Source organism: Pseudomonas sp. FG47, from assembly GCF_057809115.1.
On record NZ_JBMDJI010000022.1, the window covers coordinates 55782 to 73138 of the forward strand.

Consider the following 17357-nt stretch of genomic DNA (forward strand, 5'->3'; position numbering starts at 1 on the left):
TCTATGCTTTTATCCAAGTCTCAGACTCAGGGTAGACGCGATCATGCAAGCAAGCCCGGCGCGGCAGCAAAAAGGCGCGGCAGCCATCGAGTTTGTCGCGGTATTCATGGTGTTTTTCGCGGTGTTCTACGGTTTGGTCAGCTACGCCTTGCCGATGCTGATGCTGCAATCGTTCAACCAGGCCAGCAGCGAGGCGGTGCGCCGCTGCGTGGCGGTGGACCCGAGCAGCCAGACCTACGCCCTGGATGTGCAGGGCCTGGCCCGCCAGGTGATCGCCCAGCAGTTGGCGTGGATGCCCAATGCCCTGGGCTTTAGCGTGATCACCGACACCCGGGTCAGCGTTGGCGCCGACAAGGTGCTGACGGTGGTCATCGACTACCCGCGCGACCGGCTCACGCGAGTCTTGCCGACCCTGGTGCTGCCCCTGGTCGGCGAGGTGCCTAAGCTGCCCGCGCGCTTGCAGGCCCAGGCGAGCCTGCAACTGTGAGTGGCGGCTTGTTCGATCGCTGGCGCACGGCGCCCACCCCGCTGCCCGAACCGCAGGTGCCGCCAGCGGTCGGCCTGCAACTGTGGCTCGACGACCAGGCCCGGGTGCAGCGCCTGGCCGGCCCGCTGCGGACCTTGCTGGCGCTGCCCGGGCAGGCCGGTGGGCGGGTGCACGATTACCTGCTCAGGCACAGCTGGGTGGTGCTCGAAGGCGAGCCCGCCGACTGGCAGGGACAGCCGCTGGACCTGGATTTCCACACGGTTGTCGGCCAGGCCCTGCACACCCGTGGCTGGCTGCTGCGCCAGGCCCAGGGTTGGCTGTTGCAGCTGTTCGATATCGGCGACCTGCTGCGCGAGCAGCGCTGGGACCGGCAGCGGCCATTGCTCGGCGAGATCGGCCATGCCCTGCGTGAGTGCGGCGCGGCGCGCCTGGTGCAGACCACCGAGGAGCAGTTGCAACGGCTTGCCGAGCACTGGCAGGCCCGCTCGTTGCGTTTGCTGCTGCGCGAGGCCGATGGCTGGCGACACTACGCCAGCAGCGAGGGCGCCTGGCCCTGGCCCGCTGACCGCGCCTTGCAGGCGCGGCTGCAGGCATGGCCGGCCCAGGGCCTGGTCGAGGCCAATGACGACCTGGAGCTGCTGGCGCTGTGCGGTGGGGTGTCGTTGTTCCTGGTGCCTTGCCGTCTGGGCCAGGATGCCGAGGCGTGGTTGCTGTGCGCTGGCGCCCCCCAGGTGCCGCCGGCCGACATGGCGCTGGCATTGCTGCGGACCCTGGCCGAGCCGTTGCTGGTGCGCCATCGCCGCCAGCAGTTGCACGAGCAGGCCGCCCACCTCGACGATTTGCAGCAGCAGTTGGGCGCGGGCTGGTGGCAATGGCCGGCGCAAGGTGACTTGCAACTGGACCCGAGCCTGGCCGCCGCTCTCGAGCTGCCGCGCCGTGCCAGCGAGCAGCAGTGGCTGGCATGCCTGCACCCCGCCGACCGTGAGCCGGCGCAACTGGCCCTGGCCCAGGCCCGTGACGGGCATGCACTGAGCCTGAATGTGCGGGTGCTGGGCAGCGACGTGCAGGCGCCGTCGCGCTGGCTGCATTGGGCCGGCCATGGGCGGGACGGGCAGGTGCGTGGTTTTTTGCTCGATATCAGCGCGCTCAAGGCCCAGGAGCAACAAGCCGGCGCCGCGCGCGCCCGGCTGGAAAACCTGATCGCCAGCTCGCCGGCGGTGATCTACGTGCAACGCTATGCCGAGGGCGCGTTGCACAGTGAGTTCTTCAGCGCCAGCCTGGCGCCTCTGCTGGGTTGGGCGCCGGACAGCGAGCAGGCACGTCAGCCCGGCCTGGCGGTGCATCCGCAGGACCGTGCGCTGTGGCTGGAACGTACCCGCAGCTTGATGCGCGAGGGCCAGGTGCGGTGCCGCTACCGTCTGCGCGACCAGCTGGGGGGCTATCACTGGATGCTCGATGAGGCGCGCTTGCTGCGTGACGATCTTGGCCAGCCGCTGGAAGTGGTCGGCCTATGGCTGGATGTCAGCGAGGCCACCGAAGCCGCCGAGCGCATGCGCCAGAGCGAGGAGCGCTACCGGGTACTGGTCGAGGACTCACCGGCGATGATCTGCCGTTACCGTCCAGACCTGACCTTGCTGTTCGGCAACCGGCCCCTGGCCGACTACCTGGGCTGCGCGCCTGCGCAGCTCGAGGGCGCGGACCTGGGGCAGTGGCTGTCCGACGAGCAGCGCGAAGCGTTCCTGCTGCGTCTGCGCGCGCTCACGCCCGAGCACCCGGTGAGTAGCGCGCAAATCTGCCTGCAACTGCCAGGGCGCGAGCATGCCTGGTGGGTGTGGGCCGACCGCGGGCTGTTCGATGAGCAGGGCCGTCTGCTCGAAGTCCAGGCCGTTGGCCGCGACAATACCGAGGTGCGGCGCAGCCAACAGCAGCTGTTGCAAGGCGCCAAGATGGCCACCCTGGGCGAGTTGGCCACCGGCCTGGTGCACGAGATCAACCAGCCGCTCAACGTGATGCGCATGGCCGTGGCCAACACGCTCAAGCGCCTGGACAACGGCGCCGCCGACCCGGCTTACCTTGCGGACAAGCTGCGCCGCATCGAAGCCCAGGTCGAGCGTGCCGCGCGGCTGGTGGAGCACATGCGCGTGTATGGCCGGCGCTCGGCGCTCGAGCATGCGCCGTTCACCGCCTGGGCCGCGGTGGAGGGCGCGCGGGCGTTGCTGGAAGAAGGCTTGCGCGGCAAGGGTGTGGTGCTGCAGATCGAATGCCCCGGCGAGCAGCCGTGGGTACTCGGGCACCAGGACCAGTTGGAGCAGGTGTTGATCAACCTGATGGTCAATGCCCGCGATGCCTTGCTCGAGCAGGGCCAGGAGCACCCTTGGATTCGCGTGCGCCAAGTGCTGGAGCGCGGGCGCCTGTGCCTGCTGGTGGACGACAACGCTGGCGGCATCGACCCGCTTCTGCACGAGCGAATCTTCGAGCCGTTCTTCACCACCAAGCCGGCTGGGGTCGGCACCGGGTTGGGGCTGTCGGTGAGCCACGGGATCGTCGCGCACATGGGCGGCAGCCTGACGGTGGCCAACGCTGGCGAAGGGGCGTGCTTTCGGGTCGAGTTGCCGCTTCACATCACCAGTTGAGCGTGGCCGCTGGAGCAACTGAGGTTGGCGCCCACTTCGGCGCTGGCGAGGTCGATGCCAAGCACTTTGAGCAGCACATTGAGCAGCGGATCAAGCAAGGGACTGAGCAGGTTTTTGATCAAGGGTTCGAGGATGGCTTTGACCGAGCTGAGCGTACCAGCCACCAAGGCCATGACGTCAGAGAAGACGTTGCCAACAGCGGGTTTGTAGGCTTCGATCTGTACGCCTGCGAGCGTGCTGGAGAGGCTGCCGACGACATCTTGCGTGCTCATGCGTAGATAGTCGGGCGTTTTGCCGATATCGGGTGGGGTGACGAACAGCAATGCCGTCGTTTCGCTGCGCAGAATCGGTGCACTGGCCTTCAGGCCAATGCCACCGCCTGCAAAGGCTACCCGAGTGCAGGCGGCGCCCAGTGGGCCGCATGTCTTGATACCAATATCGACAAGCGGCAAAGGCGTGAAGGCTGCCGCGCTATCCTTGAAGAACGCCGCCGAGTCCTTGGCCTTGCCGATCGAGACAACTGCCGCCGCGCTTTGCGTCGCCACCGTCAGGCTCTTTTGTGCTCCACATCGGTGATCGGTAACCAAGCTCTGTGCCCTGGCCACGTCGACTCCGATATCCAAGGACAACTTGTCCGGTACCGGTAGGACATCCAAGTATTTGCATTGACTGAGCCCAAGCGAGCAGGTCAAACCTTGCAGGACATCCACCAGATTCAGGTGCAGAAGGCTGTTGAGCACGGAGGTCAAGGGCGCGGCTAGGCCAAGCACGGTGTTCAGCAAACCGAGGACGCCGTTGAGCAGTGGCAGGTCCAGCGAAACCAGCGCCTGGACTTGGGCGGTGTGCACTTCGATCCGGTCGGTCGCCGGATTGCCCACTGCTGAAAATTGTTCCGGTTGGATCACCTTCATCTGGATGCGGCCATTGACCAGCCCGAGCACACTGATGGGCAGATCAACGGTGGCGGCGCTATTGCTGACAGCCAACTGAATTATGCCCTGGACCAGTTGCAGTAGTTGGATGCTGGTATCCAGCCCAGCCTGTGCTGTGCCGTTCTGTATTGCCAGAATGTCTCCCAGGTTCAGGAGCGTGCCGTTTGCTGTACCAAGCGCGAGCTTACCCAGGTTGGTGGCGACGTCGGCGGCGGCACCACTTTGTTGCAGGACGCGCACGGCGGCATCGAGCAGTTTGCTGAGGGTGGCATCCGTGCTGAGCAGCTTGTCGTAATCGCCGACCTTCACTCCCAGGTCGATGGCTAGCTGGTCGGCGTACTTGAGCAGATTGATCTGTGTGGCGGCGATACCCTGCCAGCTAGCCAGGTCGAGCTGAAGGTTGCCACCGAGGCTGCGCACGAGGGCATTGAGCAAGGCCGAGTGACGTGAGTCCAGGCTCACCAGGCTACTGCGAATGCTCAACATCGCCTGGGGCGGCCCTGGACTGGCCGCTACCGCGCTAGCACGCAAGGTGGTGGTGGGCGCCAATGCGCCGCCCTGTACCAGGGCATAGATCCCTCCGGCCACGCTGGTGACCACGATATTGCTGACCTCGACCTTGATCGCTTCGTTGCGCGTGGCATCGGCGGTGAACACGCGCAGGTTGTCATTGCTGGTGCGCAGGTAGCCACAGCTGGCGATCAGTGGATTGAGCGGGGCGTGGCCATTGCGGGTGGCAGCGGTCCGCGCCAATGCGCTGGCCTGGGGGCCGTTGCCGCCGCACTGGCCGCCATGTTCGGCGGCCTCGAGCGCGGCCATGTCGGCGATGCGCTGCAGCTTGCGTTGCTCAAGATACAGCCGCCCGCCGTCGACCGTCAGCAGCATGAACATCAGCGCCAGGCCCAGGGTCATTACGGCCATCAGACCGATCGCGCCGCGTTGGCGCACAGCGGAACGGGTAACCACAGGCACTCCTTTGCCGGCCAGAGGCCCGGCAGCACGGCGGCGGTGCAGGGAGTGTAGCCAAGGTGATGGCGATTTGCCTTGTTTTAGTCCGGCACTGGAAGTGCCGGCCTTGTCGGTGCCATCCATCGCGTCGCCTGGTTCGCCAGCAAGCTGGCTCCTACAGGCAGGCGCGGTCTGGCGTTGCGCACCTCAATGCGGCGGATAGTTGCTCAACACCTGGGTCACGGTTTTCTGGATCGCTGCGTTGCGTTCCTGCGGGCTGGGTGGGTAGTTGTTCATGATCTGCTCGGCGCTGCCGCGCCACACCAGCTTGCCGTCGCGGCCATCGAACAGGTCGACCTGGATAGTCGCCACCTTGTAGTCGACGCTGCGGGTCTCGTTGTACATCGGTCCGCCCCAGTAGCCCCCCCAGTAACCGCCCCAGGCACCACCATAGTTGGTGGTGATCTGCTGCTGGCGTTCTTCGACGATCAGGTAGGCGCGCACTTTCACATCGGGTCGGGCATTGCCCTGCGCCGGGCGCAGGCCGCGCTGGTCGAGCTGTCCGGTCACGGCCTGGCGGATACGCTGTTCGGTCAGGTCGCTCTTGATGCGTGGGTCGTCCGGGCGGTATTGCAGGGCCGGCTCCTGCCAGGCCCAACTGCGATAGGCGGCGAAGTCGCGGCTGGCATCGAAGTCCTGTTGCACGTTGTTGCTCGAGCAGGCCGCCAGCAACAGGGCGAGTGACAGTGGAACGAGACGGCGCAACATGATGGTTCTCCGGTTCAAGGTTAACTGGGAGGATAGCCGCTGAGCGCCTTGCCCACCGATTCACGCAGGGCGCTTTCGCGTTCACGCGGCGAGTCCTTGTCGCTGCCACTTTCGGCGCTGGCGCTCCAGACCGGCTGGCCGTCGCGGGCGTCGAACAGGTCGATGCGCACCACCATCACCTCGACCTCGTAGGTACGCACGATCGGCACGCTGGCATAGCCGCCGTAACCGTTGCGATAGCCGCCGTAGCCGATGCCGCCGTAGGGGCCGTAGTAGGGATCGTAGTCGTAGTCCCGCACCTGGCGCAGGCGCCGCTCCAGGCGCACTTTGGCGCTTACCAGCAGGTCGGCGGCGGCGCCTCGGGCCGGGCGCAGGCCGTGCTGGTCGAGCGCGTTGCTGACCGCGTCCGCCAACTGCCCGGGGGCCGCGTTCAGCGGGCCCTGCGGCAACTGGTCGTCGCGCCAGCGCCAGCTGCGATAACGGCCATAGTCGCGCGCCGGCGCCGGGTAGGCGCTGCTGTCGAAGGTGGTGGCGGCCTGGGGCGGTGCCGGCGGCAGCGGCTTGCTGCTGGCGACATAAGGGTTGCTGCCCTGGCAGGCGGCCAGGGCGAAGGGCAACAAGGCCAGACACAACAGGCGGTACGCCATGAGTCCTCCTGGCGGATGCTTCAGTGAGGCCGGCAGATCCAGTGCAGGTAGCGGCCGAGTCCAGCGAAACTGGGGTGGCGGCGGTGCGCCAGTTCCATCTCCAGCAAGTCGAGCAGCTCGGCCTGGGCCTGGAATTCCTTGGGCATGTAGTCGTGGAACACCCTCACGCCGCTTTCGCTTTCGACCTGCCAGTAAGGCCCAAGGTGCGCCTTGAGCTCACGGGGATCAAGCGGTTTCTGTGGGGTCAGGCTCTGCTTTTCTCCGGCCAGGCGGTTGCTGCGCAGCTTGCGGAAATGACCCTTGAGCAGGTTGCGGTAGACCAGCGCGTCGCGGTTGTAGAACGCCAGTGAAAGCCAGCCACCCGGGGCGGTCAGCTGGTGCAGCACCGGCAGGATGCTCTCGGGCTCGGCCAGCCATTCGAGCACGGCATGGCACAGCACCAGGTCGTAGGGCTCGGTGAGCTGGCCGAGCAGGTCCTGCCATGGCGCCTGGATGAAGGTCGCCGTCGCGCCGGCTTCGGTGAAGCGCGCGCGGGCACCGTCGAGCATCGGCGCGGCGGGTTCGGCCAGGGTCAGGTGGTGCCCGCGCTGGGCCAGCCACAGCGCCATATGGCCAAGGCCGGCACCGATGTCGAGCACGCGCAGGGGGCGGTCGGGCAAGGTTTCGGTCAGGTCGGCCTGGAGCACGGCCAGGCGGATCGCACCCTTGGCACCGCCGTAGATTTTCTCGGCGAAGCGGCTGGCCAGTTCATCGAAGTGACGGTCGTTCATTTGGCGAAGCGCCTCTCGCTGTCGGCCAGCTTGGCCCGTACCACGGCGTCCATGTCCAGCCCCAGCTCGCTGCACAGCAGCAACAGGTAGAGGACGATATCGCCGACTTCCTGGCCTGCGTGGGCGAGCTGGTCGGCGGGCAGTTGGCGCGACTGCTCCTCGGTCAGCCACTGGAAGATTTCCACCAGTTCGGCCATTTCGACGCTGGCGGCCATGGCCAGGTTCTTGGGGCTGTGGAAACCGCGCCAGTCGTTGTTGTCGCGGATGCGATGCAGGCGTTCGGTCAGTTCTTGCAGGTTCATTGGGCTCTCCTCGTGGCGCATAGCTTCCGGCGAGGCCCGTTGCAAAGCAAGCCGGTTTATCCGGCAACCAGGTGGCAAGCCAACTTCCACAAGGCCCGAGGTTCAGAGTGAATGCCAGCCGCCGAGCATATGCACCAGGCCGCCATGGCCGTCGAGCCTGAGCACGCCGCTGGGGCCGGCCTCGCTGGCGCTGAGCAGCACTTCCGAGGGTAGGCGCACCGGCTTGAGAAAGTCGACCTCGAACGCATAGCTCGCCCTGGGCAGGTGTCCTTGCAGCGCCGCCAAGGCCATGGCCTGGCTCCACATGCCATGGGCGATGGCCCTGGGGAAGCCGAACAGCCGCGCACTCAGGCGGCTTAGGTGGATCGGGTTGTAGTCGCCACAGACCCGCGCATAGCGTCGGCCGATGTCGCTGTCGGCGTACCAGCGGGTAGCCTCCGGCAATGCGTCGGGTTGCGCCTCGGGCGCTTGCTCGACCTGCTGCTCAAGCTTCAGGCCGCGCACCAGCATGCGGCTGGTTTCGCGCCACAGCGGGCCCAGCCCGTCCTCGGCCTCGGTGATCAGGTCGAAGGTGCCGCCCTTGGCATGGGCTTGCAGGTTGTCGGCATGTACCGCAAAGCGCAAGCCATCGATGCCGCCCAGCGGGCGCAGGACCTGCAGGCTGTTGCGCAGGTGCACCAGGCCGAGCAACGGAAAAGGGAAGTCATGGGCGCTGAGCAATTGTAATTGCAGGCTGAAGGCCATGACGTGCGGATAAGTGCCAGGCAGGCGTCCGTCATCGGCGAAATGGCAGAGCCGACGATAGGCCGCCAGGTTGTCGTGATCTACCCGTAAATAGCAGCGCAAGCCTTGCGCCGGCAGTTGGCTGCCAGTGATCCGGCGTTTGCCGAGGGCGCGCAGGTACAGGCCCAAGCGGCTGTCGGGGCGGTGCAGGTCGTGCCATGGACGGTTCATGTTCACGCTCCCATCAGGGCCTGGCCGCAGACCCGCAAGGCCTGGCCGTTGATCGCCCCCGAACCCGGCTGGCTGAGCCAGGCGATGGCTTCGGCGACATCCTGCGGCAGGCCGCCCTGGCCCAGTGAACTCAGGCGCCGACCCGCCTCGCGCAGGGCCATGGGCATGGCCGCGGTCATGTGGGTCTCGATGAAGCCCGGCGCCACCGCGTTGATACTGGCGCCCTGGGTAGCCAGGCGTGGCGCCCAGGCCTGGGCGAAGCCGATCAGCCCTGCCTTGCTGGCGGCATAGTTGGCCTGGCCACGGTTGCCGGCAATGCCGCTGACCGATGCCAGCAAGGTAATGCGGGCGTTGTCGTGCAGCATGCCGGCCTCGAATAGCGCCTGGGTCAGCACCTGGGGCGCCTTGAGGTTGACCGCCAGCACCGCGTCCCAGTATTCCGGGGTCATGTTGGCGAGGGTCTTGTCGCGAGTGATGCCGGCATTGTGCACGACGATGTCCAGGCCTTCCGGCAGGGCGTCGATCAGTTGCGCGGCGGCATCGGCGGCGCAGATGTCCAGGCCCAGGGCGCGGCCACCCAGGCGCGCGGCCACAGCATCGAGATCGCGCTGGGCCTGGGGCACGTCGAGCAAGGTGACCTCGGCACCATCGCGTGCCAGGGTTTCGGCGATGGCCGCGCCGATACCGCGGGCGGCACCTGTGACCAGGGCCCGGCGCCCGGCCAGTGGGCGGGTCCAGTCCTCGACCTGGGCGGCGCAGGCTGCCAGGCGCAGCACCTGGCCGCTGACGAACGCACTCTTGGGCGAGAGGAAGAAGCGCAGGGCACCTTCGAGTTGCGTCTGGGCGCCTTCGCCGACATACAGCAGGTTGGCCGTGGCGCCGTAGCGCAGCTCCTTGCCCAGCGAGCGGCTGAAGCCCTCCAGGGCGCGCTGGGCGACGCTGGCCAGCGGATCGGCGAGGTGTTCGGGGGCACGACCAAGGATCAGTACATGGGCACTGGGCGCGAGACTGCGCAGCAGGGGTTGGAAGAACTCACGCAACTGCTTGAGCATGTCGCTGTCGGATAACGCGCTGGCATCGAACACCACCGCCTTGAGCTTCGGCCCAAGGCCGGCGACCCAGGCCGGCGCTGGCAGCGAGTCGCTGTTGAAGCTGTAGCAATCGGCCGTGAGTCGGGGAGCGATGGCGGCGACTTGCGCGGCCAGCGGCCCGCCACCGAGCACCAGCGCGCCCTCGATCGGGCGCAACCGGCCGGCCTGCCAGCGCTCCAGCGGGACTGGGCGCGGCAGGCCCAAAGCATCGACCAGCTTGCGGCCAAGAGTGGAGTTGGCAAAGCCCAGATAACGATCGCTCATGTACGGTTCTCCCTGAAGGCAAGCTTGCAAGTGTGGACCAGTTTTACCCAGGGGGCGTTCGAATCGCTGGAAACGGCCTACGCTTACGGATCAAATCGTTTCAGGAGGAACAGGCATGCATTCCATTCGCCGGGTCGCGATCCTGGGCGGCAACCGGATACCTTTCGCCCGCTCCAACGGCGCCTATGCCAAGGCCAGCAACCAGGCGATGCTTACCGCGACCCTCGAAGGGCTGGTCGAGCGCTATCGCTTGCATGGCCTGCGCCTGGGCGAGGTGGTGGCAGGAGCGGTACTCAAGCAATCGCGTGACATGAACCTGACCCGCGAATGCGTGCTGGGCTCGCGGTTGTCGCCGCAAACCCCGGCCTACGATATCCAGCAAGCCTGCGGCACAGGGCTGGAGGCGGCCTTGCTGGTGGCCAACAAGATCGCCCTGGGGCAGATCGACAGTGCGATCGCCGGTGGGGTGGATACCACCTCGGACGCCCCAATCGCGGTCAACGAAGGGCTGCGGCAGATCCTGCTGCAAGCCAACCGCGGTAGAACCCTGGGCGAACGCCTCAAACCGTTTCTGAAACTGCGCCCGCATCATTTGCGGCCCGAATTGCCGCGTAATGGCGAGCCGCGCACCGGGCTGTCGATGGGCGAGCATTGCGAGCGCATGGCGCAAACCTGGCAAATCGAGCGCGGCGACCAGGATGCGCTGGCGCTGCTCAGCCACCAGCACTTGGCGGCGGCCTACGCCGAAGGCTGGCACGACGACCTGCTGACGCCCTACCTTGGCCTGACGCGCGACAATAACCTGCGCGCGGACCTGACGCTGGCGCAACTGGCCAAGCTCAAGCCGGTATTCGACCGCAGCGGCCTGGGCACGCTCACCCCGGGCAACTCCACGCCACTGACCGACGGCGCCTCGTTGGTGCTTCTGGGCAGCGAGGACTGGGCACAGGAGCAGGGCCTTGCGGTGCAGGCGTACCTGGTGGATGGCGAGGCGGCGGCGGTGGACTTCGTCCACGGCCAGGAGGGTTTGCTGATGGCGCCGGTGTACGCGGTGCCGCGGTTGTTGGCGCGCAATGGCCTGAGCTTGCAGGACTTCGACTACTACGAAATCCATGAAGCGTTTGCCGCCCAGGTGTTGTGCACCCTCAAGGCCTGGGAAGACCCGACCTATTGCCAGTCGCGCCTGGGGCTGGACACAGCGCTGGGCGCCATCGACCGCAGCAAGTTGAACGTGAAGGGCAGCTCGCTGGCGGCAGGCCACCCGTTCGCCGCGACCGGTGGGCGGATCCTGGCGAACATGGCCAAGCTGCTGAAGGCACGTGGCAAGGGGCGGGGGTTGATTTCCATCTGCGCGGCGGGTGGGCAGGGGGTAACGGCGATCATCGAGCGTTAGCGCAGGTAGCCGCCTGGCTTGTGGGCTTACCCCGCGATGACCAGCGCCAGTCAGCTCGCGTGGCGTGCGGCTGGTATTGTGTTCGTCTCGCATTATTGGGCAGTATCAATGTCGACCACTGGACCACGTGCCATCCCCACCCTGAGCCACTTGCCCAGGCCACTCTATGCGCGTGCCGAGAGCCTGGACGCCGGCTCGTGGACCACCCGCCATCATCACGACTGGGTGCAGTTCTCCTACGCCATCAGTGGCGTGCTGGGCGTCTACACCAGTACGGGCAGCTATTTCGCCCCGCCGCAATGGGGCGTGTGGATCCCGGCAGGCATCGAGCATGAGGTGGTGACCTCGATGCAGGCCGAGATGCGTAGCCTCTATGTGCGTCGCGATGCTTGCCCCTGGGCCGTGGAGCAATGCCGGGTATTGCAGGTCACGCCGCTGGTGCGCGAGTTGATCAAGCAATTCTGCACCTTCGCCGTGGACTACCCGACTGGAGACAGCGTAGAGGCGCGGCTGGTGGCGGTGCTGCTGGACCAACTGCGCGCCCTGCCAGACGTAGGTTTCTCGCTGCCACTGCCACGTCACCCGGGGTTGTTGGCGCTGTGCAATGGGCTGATCGCCGCGCCCGACCAAGTACAGACCCTCCAGCAATGGGCTGGGCAGTTGGGTGTGTCGGAGAAAACCTTGATGCGCCTGTTCCAGCGCGAGACGGGCCTGAGCTTTCGCAACTGGCGCCAGCGCATGCGCCTGCTGTCATCGCTGGCGCTGCTGGAGGCAGGGGAGAGTGTTACCCAGGCGGCGCTGGGCTGCGGTTATGACTCGACCTCGGCGTTCATCGCCGCTTTCAAGCAGCTGTTTGGGGCGACGCCGGGCGAGCTCCGCCTCTGAGCGCCCCCGGCGGGTCGGCCTTGCCTCAGTGGCAGCAACCGCCGCCATTGGCCAGGTCCTTGAGGATCGGGCAATCCGGCCGATCGTCACCCTGGCAGTGCGCGACCAGTTCGCCCAAGGTGTCGCGCAGGCTTACCAGCTCCTCGATGCGCCGGTTCAGCTCATCGATATGCTGCATCGCCAGGGCCTTCACATCGGCACTGGCGCGTTGGCGATCCTGCCAGAGGGTCAATAGCTTCGCCACTTCCTCCAGGGAGAAGCCCAGGTCGCGCGAGCGCTTGATGAACGCCAGGCTGTGCAGGTCCTCCTGCTGGTACAGGCGATAACCGCTGTCGCTGCGCTGGGCCGGGCGCAGCAAGCCAATGGCCTCGTAGTAGCGGATCATCTTGGCGCTGAGCCCGCTGCGGCGGGCGGCCTGGCCGATGTTCATGGCAGCTCCTGATGGTCGGCGGTGGGTTTCCAGGTCTTCAGCCACAGCGCATTGCTCACCACGCTGACGCTGGACAGGGCCATGGCGGCGCCGGCGAGCACGGGATTGAGATAACCGAGCGCGGCCAGGGGGATGCCGACCAGGTTGTAGATGAAGGCCCAGAACAAGTTCTGGCGAATCTTCGCGTAGGTCTTGCGGCTGATTTCCAGGGCCGCAGGCACCAGGCGTGGGTCGCCGCGCATCAGGGTGATGCCGGCGGCCTGCATGGCCACGTCGGTGCCACCACCCATGGCGATGCCGATATCGGCGGCGGCCAGGGCCGGGGCGTCGTTGATGCCGTCGCCGACCATGGCCACCACGCCATCGCGCTTGAGCGCCGCCACTGTGGCGGCCTTGTCGGCCGGCAGCACTTCGGCATGCACGTCGTCAATCCCCAGGGCCTCGGCCACCACCTTGGCGCTGCCGCGGTTGTCGCCGGTCAGCAGGTGGCTGCTGATGCCACGCCGGTGCAGCGCGGCAATGGCGACGTCGGCGCCGGCCTTGAGGCTGTCGCCGAAGGCGAACAGGCCCAGCACCCGCGGTTGGCTGCCAAGCTCGACCAACCAGGACAAGGTGCGTCCCTCGGCCTCCCAGGCTGTGGCGTTGCTGGTCAGTGCGCCGGGAGACAAGGCGCTTTCGTCGAGCAGGCGGCGATTACCCAGGGCCAGTTCACGGCCGTCCACCTGCCCGGCGATACCCCGGCCGGTGAGCGATTGGCTGGCCACCACCTGCGGCACGTCGATGCCTTGTTCGGCGCAGGCGTCGAGCACGGCCTTGGCCAGCGGATGTTCGCTGCCGCGCTGCAAGGCGCCGGCCAGGCGCAACAGTTCGCCATCGTCAGCTGTCGCGGATTGGCTGTGAACGATGCGCGGGCTGCCCGAGGTCAGGGTGCCGGTCTTGTCGAACACCACGCGATTCACCGCATGGGCGCGCTCCAGGGCTTCGGCGTCCTTGATCAGGATGCCGTGGCGGGCGGCGACGCCGGTTCCGGCCATGATCGCCGCCGGCGTGGCCAGGCCGAGGGCGCAAGGGCAGGCGATCACCAGGACCGCGACGGCGTTGATCAGGGCGGTTTCCAGTGGCGCGCCGGCCAGCCACCAGCCGAGCAAGGTGATCAGCGCCAATACCAGCACCGCCGGAACGAACACCTGGCTGACCCGATCGACCAGTTTCTGGATCGGCGCCTTGGCCGCCTGGGCATCCTCGACCAGGCGGATGATGCGGGCCAGGACGGTCTCGGTGCCGAGCGCCCGGGTTTCCACCAGCAGGCGGCCTTCGCCGTTGATGGCGCCGCCGGTGACGGCGTCACCGGGCTGCTTGGGCACCGGCAGGCTCTCGCCGCTGATCAGCGCTTCGTCGGCGTGGCTGCTGCCTTCGAGCACTTCACCGTCGACGGGGAAGCGCTCGCCGGGCTTGACCAGCACCTGGTCGCCCAGGCGCAGTTGGCTGATCGCGACGTCTTCCTCGCGTCCGTCGCGTACCCGTACCGCGCGCTCCGGGCGCAAGGCTTCGAGGGCGCGGATGGCGCTGGCGGTCTGACGTTTGGCGCGGCTCTCCAGGTACTTGCCCAGCAACACCAGGGCAATCACCACCGCCGAGGCTTCGAAGTACAGGTGCGGCTGCATGCCGGCAGCGGCATTGGCCCATTGATACAGGCTCAGGCCGTAACCGGCGCTGGTACCCAGGGCGACCAGCAGGTCCATGTTGCCGGCGCCGGCGCGTACGGCTTTCCAGGCTGCGACATAAAAGCGCGCACCGAGGATGAACTGCACGGGGGTGGCCAGGAGGAACTGCGCCCAGGCCGGCAGCATCCAGTGCAGGCCGAAGGGTTGTACCAGCATCGGCAGTACCAGGGGCAGGGCCAGCAGCAGGGCGGCGCCGACCGCCAGGCGTTCGTTGCGCAAACGCCGCTGTGCCTGGGCTTGGTCGTCCTGGCGGGCGCGTGGCAGGCTGGCGCTGTAGCCGGCCTTTTCGACCGCGCCGATCAGGGTGTCGTCAGCGAGCGCCTCGAGCACTTCCAGGTGGGCGCGTTCGTTGGCCAGGTTGACACTGACCTGCTGCACCCCCGGCAACTTGGCCAGGGCGCGTTCGACACGGCCGACGCAACTGGCGCAGGTCATGCCGCCGATCTGCAGTTCTAGGGTGCGGGTCGGCACGCTGTAACCAGCGTCGCGCACGGCGTCGACCAATGCCGGCAGGCTGTCGGCCGGGGCCTGGACGCGGGCCTGCTCGGTGGCGAGGTTGACGCTGACGTGTTCGGTACCGGTGACCTTGCGCAAGGCGCGTTCGACCCGACCTGCGCAACTGGCGCAGGTCATGCCAGCGATCGGCAGGTCGAAGGTGGTGGATGCGGGCATGGCTCTCTCCTCCGTGGACTGGCCTGCAGCATCAACCTTGCCATGCGGGCAAGGTCAATAGCCCAAGCCGGCTCGCTTCAGCACCAGGCCATTTTGTCCCATCGCAATGCGGTATTTGTTGATCTGGCCCGCCTGCAGGGTGAGTCGCGTGCTGCGTTGGTCCTCGATCCCTGGCGCGCAGCCGGGTACCTGCCCTGGCAGCAGGCGCAGGCGCACGTCCACAGGGCCCGGCGGCAGGTTGAACGAGGTCGCCTGCTCCTGGAACAGACGGCCAGCCAACTGATCGTTGAGGTAGATGCCGATCTCGCAACTGCTGGCCACTTCCAGGCGTTCCCGGGAAATCATCAGCACGCTGTAGTCCGCGTTGCCCTCGGCGCTGGCCGTTGGCACCCCGGCGAGCGCGCCCAGTAGCCCGACAAGGCCCAATGCTGCCCTGATCATGAAGAATCTCCTGCTTGGCAAAAACGTCAAAGGCGCAGCTTGGCCGAGCCGCGCGCGGATTTCCAGCCCGGCCGTTGCCGGCAGAACTTGACCTTGCCCCGATGGCAAGGATGAGACTGGGCAAAACCCACCAGGAGGTAACCTCGATGCAAGTTTTCAATGTACAAGGCATGACCTGCGGCCATTGCGTGAAAGGCGTGACCCGAGCGGTGCAGGAGCAGGATGGCGCGGCGCGGGTGGAAGTGGACCTGGCGGCGCGACAGGTGCGGGTGGAAAGTGCCTTGGCGGCGGAGCAGATCCTGGCCGCGATTCGCCAGGAGGGATATCAGGCCGAAGTGGCCTGATCAGGGTTTGACCCTGTAAACCTCATGCCATAGGTGCCAGCCTTGCTGGCGAACCAGGCGCCTGGCCGGATGGCACCGGCTGTGCCGGTGTTCGCCGGCAAGCCGGCTTCTACGGGGAAAAATCGGCGGCAATTATTACGAAGGTTTTCATCGCCAGGGCACCCAGTACAGGTAGACTTAAGCGCTTGCTTAGCCTGCTATGGATTCTCCATGAACCTGCGAACCCTGCTGATTCTCGGCGCCCTGAGTGCGTTCGGGCCCTTGGCGATCGACTTCTATCTGCCTGCTTTCCCGGCCATGGCGCACGCTTTCGCCACCGATGAAAAGCACGTGCAGACCACCCTGGCTGCCTACTTCCTCGGCCTGTCCCTTGGCCAGCTGGCCTACGGCCCGGTGGCCGACCGTTTCGGCCGGCGCGTCCCGCTGCTGTTCGGCGTCGGCCTGTTCACCCTGGCGTCGCTGGCCTGCGCTTACGCGCCGAACCTCGACAGCCTGATCGTGGCGCGTTTCGTCCAGGCGCTAGGTGGCTGTGCCGGCATGGTGCTGTCGCGGGCGATCGTCAGTGACAAGTGCGACGCAGTGGCTTCGGCCAAGGTGTTCTCGCAATTGATGCTGGTGATGGGCCTGGCGCCGATTCTGGCGCCGATGCTCGGCGGCGTGCTGGTCAACGTGGCCGGCTGGCAGTCGATCTTCCTGGCCTTGAGCCTGTTCAGCGCCGCCTGCCTGGTGGCCGTTGGCCTGGGGCTGCCGGAAAGCCTGCCGACGCATGTGCCGCGCCAGCCGCTATCGGGTGCATTGCGCCAGTACCTGCGCCTGCTCGGTGACCGCGTGTTCGTGGGTCATGCCCTGACTGGCGGGGTCGCCATAGCCGGTATGTTCGCTTACATCGCCGGTTCGCCCTTTGTCTTCATCAAGCTGTACGGCGTGCCTGCCGAACACTATGGCTGGCTGTTCGGCACCAATGCCGCTGGTTTCATCCTGATGGCCCAGGTCAATGCGCGCCTTTTGGCCAAGCGTGGGCCGGCGTTCTTGCTGGCGCGCGCAGTCTGGCTGTACCTGGCCGCGGCGCTGGCGCTGCTGCTGGTGGCGGCGCTGCGTCCCGTGACGCTTTGGCCGTTGCTGGTGCCGCTGTTCGTCTGCATCGCCAGCCTCGGCTGCATCATTCCCAACGCCTCGGCGTGCGCCATGAGTGGCCAGGGGGCCCGGGCAGGCAGTGCTTCGGCATTGATGGGCTGCCTGCAGTTCAGCGTTGCGGCGGCCGCGGCGGCTCTGGTCGGCGTGCTGCATGACGGCAGCGCGGTGCCCATGGCCCTGGTCATCAGTTTGTGTGGTGCCGTGGTGGTCAGTGTCGCAATGCTGACCCGGCGCTTGCAGGCCAGGCGCTCGGTGTAAGGGCATGAGGCGCGTTCAGGCGCGTCTCCAGCAAGGCCACGAAGGCCCGTGCCTCGGCTTCGTTGCGGAAACTTACCACGTGCTGGTCCAACTGGACCTGCCAAGGGCAAGCAGGGTTTCGGTTCGACGCACTGACGACAATCTTCATCGCGATTCACCTCCAGTGAGCGAGAGCGGATGAAGTTTAGCGCCAGTCCAGGCTCTCGGCATGACCAGGATCAGTACCCTGACTGACGGTCATGGCGGGTTTGGGGAGGGGAGCTTTCTGCATCGTGCCTGG

At 66.6% G+C, this 17357-nt stretch carries 17 protein-coding genes; 6 read left to right on the plus strand and 11 right to left on the minus strand.

All coding sequences use genetic code 11. The annotated features are described in order from the left end of the window. Positions 1 to 43 precede the first annotated feature (43 nt). Together ACODS5_RS16940 and ACODS5_RS16945 are read left to right on the plus strand one after the other, a co-directional pair. A complete protein-coding gene (locus ACODS5_RS16940) occupies positions 44 to 487 on the plus strand; it encodes a TadE/TadG family type IV pilus assembly protein (protein ID WP_134692466.1) in 444 nt (147 codons plus the stop codon). Positions 488 to 495: 8 nt separating this feature from the next. Next, positions 496 to 3120: a PAS domain-containing sensor histidine kinase gene (locus ACODS5_RS16945; RefSeq protein WP_489109218.1), complete on the plus strand. Its 2625-nt coding sequence runs from the start codon at positions 496 to 498 to the stop codon at positions 3118 to 3120. On the opposite strand, the gene ACODS5_RS16950 is transcribed toward ACODS5_RS16945, so the two are convergent. The 7 genes from ACODS5_RS16950 to ACODS5_RS16980 all read right to left on the minus strand — a co-directional run bounded on the left by ACODS5_RS16950 (position 3105) and on the right by ACODS5_RS16980 (position 9796). Continuing rightward, the gene (locus tag ACODS5_RS16950) at positions 3105 to 5144 is read right to left on the minus strand and encodes a pilus assembly protein TadG-related protein (RefSeq protein WP_489109219.1); all 2040 of its coding nucleotides are present in this window, start codon (positions 5142 to 5144) and stop codon (positions 3105 to 3107) included. The two genes, ACODS5_RS16945 and ACODS5_RS16950, sit on opposite strands and share 16 nt — an antisense overlap. 63 nt (positions 5145 to 5207) lie before the next feature. Next, positions 5208 to 5768, minus strand: coding sequence for a DUF4136 domain-containing protein (locus ACODS5_RS16955; protein WP_489109220.1), 561 nt, complete (start codon positions 5766 to 5768; stop codon positions 5208 to 5210). Between the two features lie 20 nt (positions 5769 to 5788). Next, entirely contained in the window at positions 5789 to 6415 is a 627-nt protein-coding gene (locus tag ACODS5_RS16960; RefSeq protein WP_134692460.1) for a DUF4136 domain-containing protein, read from the minus strand. Positions 6416 to 6435: 20 nt separating this feature from the next. Beyond that, complete coding sequence (locus tag ACODS5_RS16965) at positions 6436 to 7185, minus strand: methyltransferase domain-containing protein (RefSeq protein WP_489109221.1); 750 nt, start codon at positions 7183 to 7185, stop codon at positions 6436 to 6438. After that, positions 7182 to 7487: a MazG-like family protein gene (locus ACODS5_RS16970; RefSeq protein ID WP_134692456.1), complete on the minus strand. Its 306-nt coding sequence runs from the start codon at positions 7485 to 7487 to the stop codon at positions 7182 to 7184. Before ACODS5_RS16970 ends, ACODS5_RS16965 begins: the two co-directional genes overlap by 4 nt. Before the next feature lie 102 nt (positions 7488 to 7589). After that, entirely contained in the window at positions 7590 to 8441 is an 852-nt protein-coding gene (locus tag ACODS5_RS16975; RefSeq protein ID WP_489109222.1) for a MaoC family dehydratase, read from the minus strand. A 2-nt stretch (positions 8442 to 8443) separates the two neighbouring features. Then, entirely contained in the window at positions 8444 to 9796 is a 1353-nt protein-coding gene (locus tag ACODS5_RS16980) for a 3-oxoacyl-ACP reductase (protein WP_489109223.1), read from the minus strand. 115 nt (positions 9797 to 9911) lie between these two features. Between ACODS5_RS16980 and ACODS5_RS16985 the strand changes: the two genes are divergently transcribed. Both ACODS5_RS16985 and ACODS5_RS16990 read left to right on the plus strand, forming a co-directional pair. Continuing rightward, positions 9912 to 11189, plus strand: coding sequence for an acetyl-CoA C-acetyltransferase (locus tag ACODS5_RS16985; protein ID WP_489109224.1), 1278 nt, complete (start codon positions 9912 to 9914; stop codon positions 11187 to 11189). Between the two features lie 108 nt (positions 11190 to 11297). Continuing rightward, positions 11298 to 12074, plus strand: coding sequence for an AraC family transcriptional regulator (locus ACODS5_RS16990; RefSeq protein WP_134692448.1), 777 nt, complete (start codon positions 11298 to 11300; stop codon positions 12072 to 12074). A 25-nt stretch (positions 12075 to 12099) separates the two neighbouring features. Here the strand turns inward: ACODS5_RS16990 and cueR are convergent, their stop codons facing one another. The 3 genes from cueR to ACODS5_RS17005 are packed head-to-tail and all read right to left on the minus strand — an operon-like array spanning position 12100 to position 15341. Next, a complete protein-coding gene (cueR, locus tag ACODS5_RS16995) occupies positions 12100 to 12504 on the minus strand; it encodes a Cu(I)-responsive transcriptional regulator (RefSeq protein WP_134692446.1) in 405 nt (134 codons plus the stop codon). Continuing rightward, positions 12501 to 14900, minus strand: a complete 2400-nt coding sequence (locus ACODS5_RS17000; protein WP_489109225.1) for a heavy metal translocating P-type ATPase — start codon at positions 14898 to 14900, stop codon at positions 12501 to 12503. Before ACODS5_RS17000 ends, cueR begins: the two co-directional genes overlap by 4 nt. 54 nt (positions 14901 to 14954) lie before the next feature. Beyond that, complete coding sequence (locus ACODS5_RS17005) at positions 14955 to 15341, minus strand: hypothetical protein (protein ID WP_134692442.1); 387 nt, start codon at positions 15339 to 15341, stop codon at positions 14955 to 14957. A gap of 146 nt (positions 15342 to 15487) precedes the next feature. Here ACODS5_RS17005 and ACODS5_RS17010 point away from each other — a divergent pair, with 146 nt between their 5' ends. Both ACODS5_RS17010 and ACODS5_RS17015 read left to right on the plus strand, forming a co-directional pair. Then, entirely contained in the window at positions 15488 to 15685 is a 198-nt protein-coding gene (locus ACODS5_RS17010; RefSeq protein WP_134692440.1) for a heavy-metal-associated domain-containing protein, read from the plus strand. A 210-nt stretch (positions 15686 to 15895) separates the two neighbouring features. Further along, on the plus strand, positions 15896 to 17077 hold the full coding sequence (locus ACODS5_RS17015) for a multidrug effflux MFS transporter (RefSeq protein WP_134692438.1): 1182 nt from the start codon (positions 15896 to 15898) through the stop codon (positions 17075 to 17077). On the opposite strand, the gene ACODS5_RS17020 is transcribed toward ACODS5_RS17015, so the two are convergent. Further along, complete coding sequence (locus ACODS5_RS17020; protein WP_489109226.1) at positions 17028 to 17225, minus strand: hypothetical protein; 198 nt, start codon at positions 17223 to 17225, stop codon at positions 17028 to 17030. The genes ACODS5_RS17015 and ACODS5_RS17020 overlap by 50 nt on opposite strands. Between the last annotated feature and the right edge of the window lie 132 nt (positions 17226 to 17357).

Bases quoted from the DNA above. Each gene is read 5' to 3' on its own strand.
- ACODS5_RS16970 (WP_134692456.1), bottom strand. From the start codon at position 7,487: ATGAACCTGCAAGAACTGACCGAACGCCTGCATCGCATCCGCGACAAC.
- ACODS5_RS16980 (WP_489109223.1), bottom strand. From the start codon at position 9,796: ATGAGCGATCGTTATCTGGGCTTTGCCAACTCCACTCTTGGCCGCAAG.
- ACODS5_RS17020 (WP_489109226.1), bottom strand. From the start codon at position 17,225: ATGAAGATTGTCGTCAGTGCGTCGAACCGAAACCCTGCTTGCCCTTGG.
- ACODS5_RS16950 (WP_489109219.1), bottom strand. From the start codon at position 5,144: ATGGATGGCACCGACAAGGCCGGCACTTCCAGTGCCGGACTAAAACAA.
- cueR (WP_134692446.1), bottom strand. From the start codon at position 12,504: ATGAACATCGGCCAGGCCGCCCGCCGCAGCGGGCTCAGCGCCAAGATG.
- ACODS5_RS16975 (WP_489109222.1), bottom strand. From the start codon at position 8,441: ATGAACCGTCCATGGCACGACCTGCACCGCCCCGACAGCCGCTTGGGC.
- ACODS5_RS16990 (WP_134692448.1), top strand. From the start codon at position 11,298: ATGTCGACCACTGGACCACGTGCCATCCCCACCCTGAGCCACTTGCCC.
- ACODS5_RS17015 (WP_134692438.1), top strand. From the start codon at position 15,896: ATGAACCTGCGAACCCTGCTGATTCTCGGCGCCCTGAGTGCGTTCGGG.
- ACODS5_RS17005 (WP_134692442.1), bottom strand. From the start codon at position 15,341: ATGATCAGGGCAGCATTGGGCCTTGTCGGGCTACTGGGCGCGCTCGCC.
- ACODS5_RS16940 (WP_134692466.1), top strand. From the start codon at position 44: ATGCAAGCAAGCCCGGCGCGGCAGCAAAAAGGCGCGGCAGCCATCGAG.
- ACODS5_RS16960 (WP_134692460.1), bottom strand. From the start codon at position 6,415: ATGGCGTACCGCCTGTTGTGTCTGGCCTTGTTGCCCTTCGCCCTGGCC.
- ACODS5_RS16955 (WP_489109220.1), bottom strand. From the start codon at position 5,768: ATGTTGCGCCGTCTCGTTCCACTGTCACTCGCCCTGTTGCTGGCGGCC.
- ACODS5_RS17000 (WP_489109225.1), bottom strand. From the start codon at position 14,900: ATGCCCGCATCCACCACCTTCGACCTGCCGATCGCTGGCATGACCTGC.
- ACODS5_RS16965 (WP_489109221.1), bottom strand. From the start codon at position 7,185: ATGAACGACCGTCACTTCGATGAACTGGCCAGCCGCTTCGCCGAGAAA.
- ACODS5_RS16985 (WP_489109224.1), top strand. From the start codon at position 9,912: ATGCATTCCATTCGCCGGGTCGCGATCCTGGGCGGCAACCGGATACCT.
- ACODS5_RS17010 (WP_134692440.1), top strand. From the start codon at position 15,488: ATGCAAGTTTTCAATGTACAAGGCATGACCTGCGGCCATTGCGTGAAA.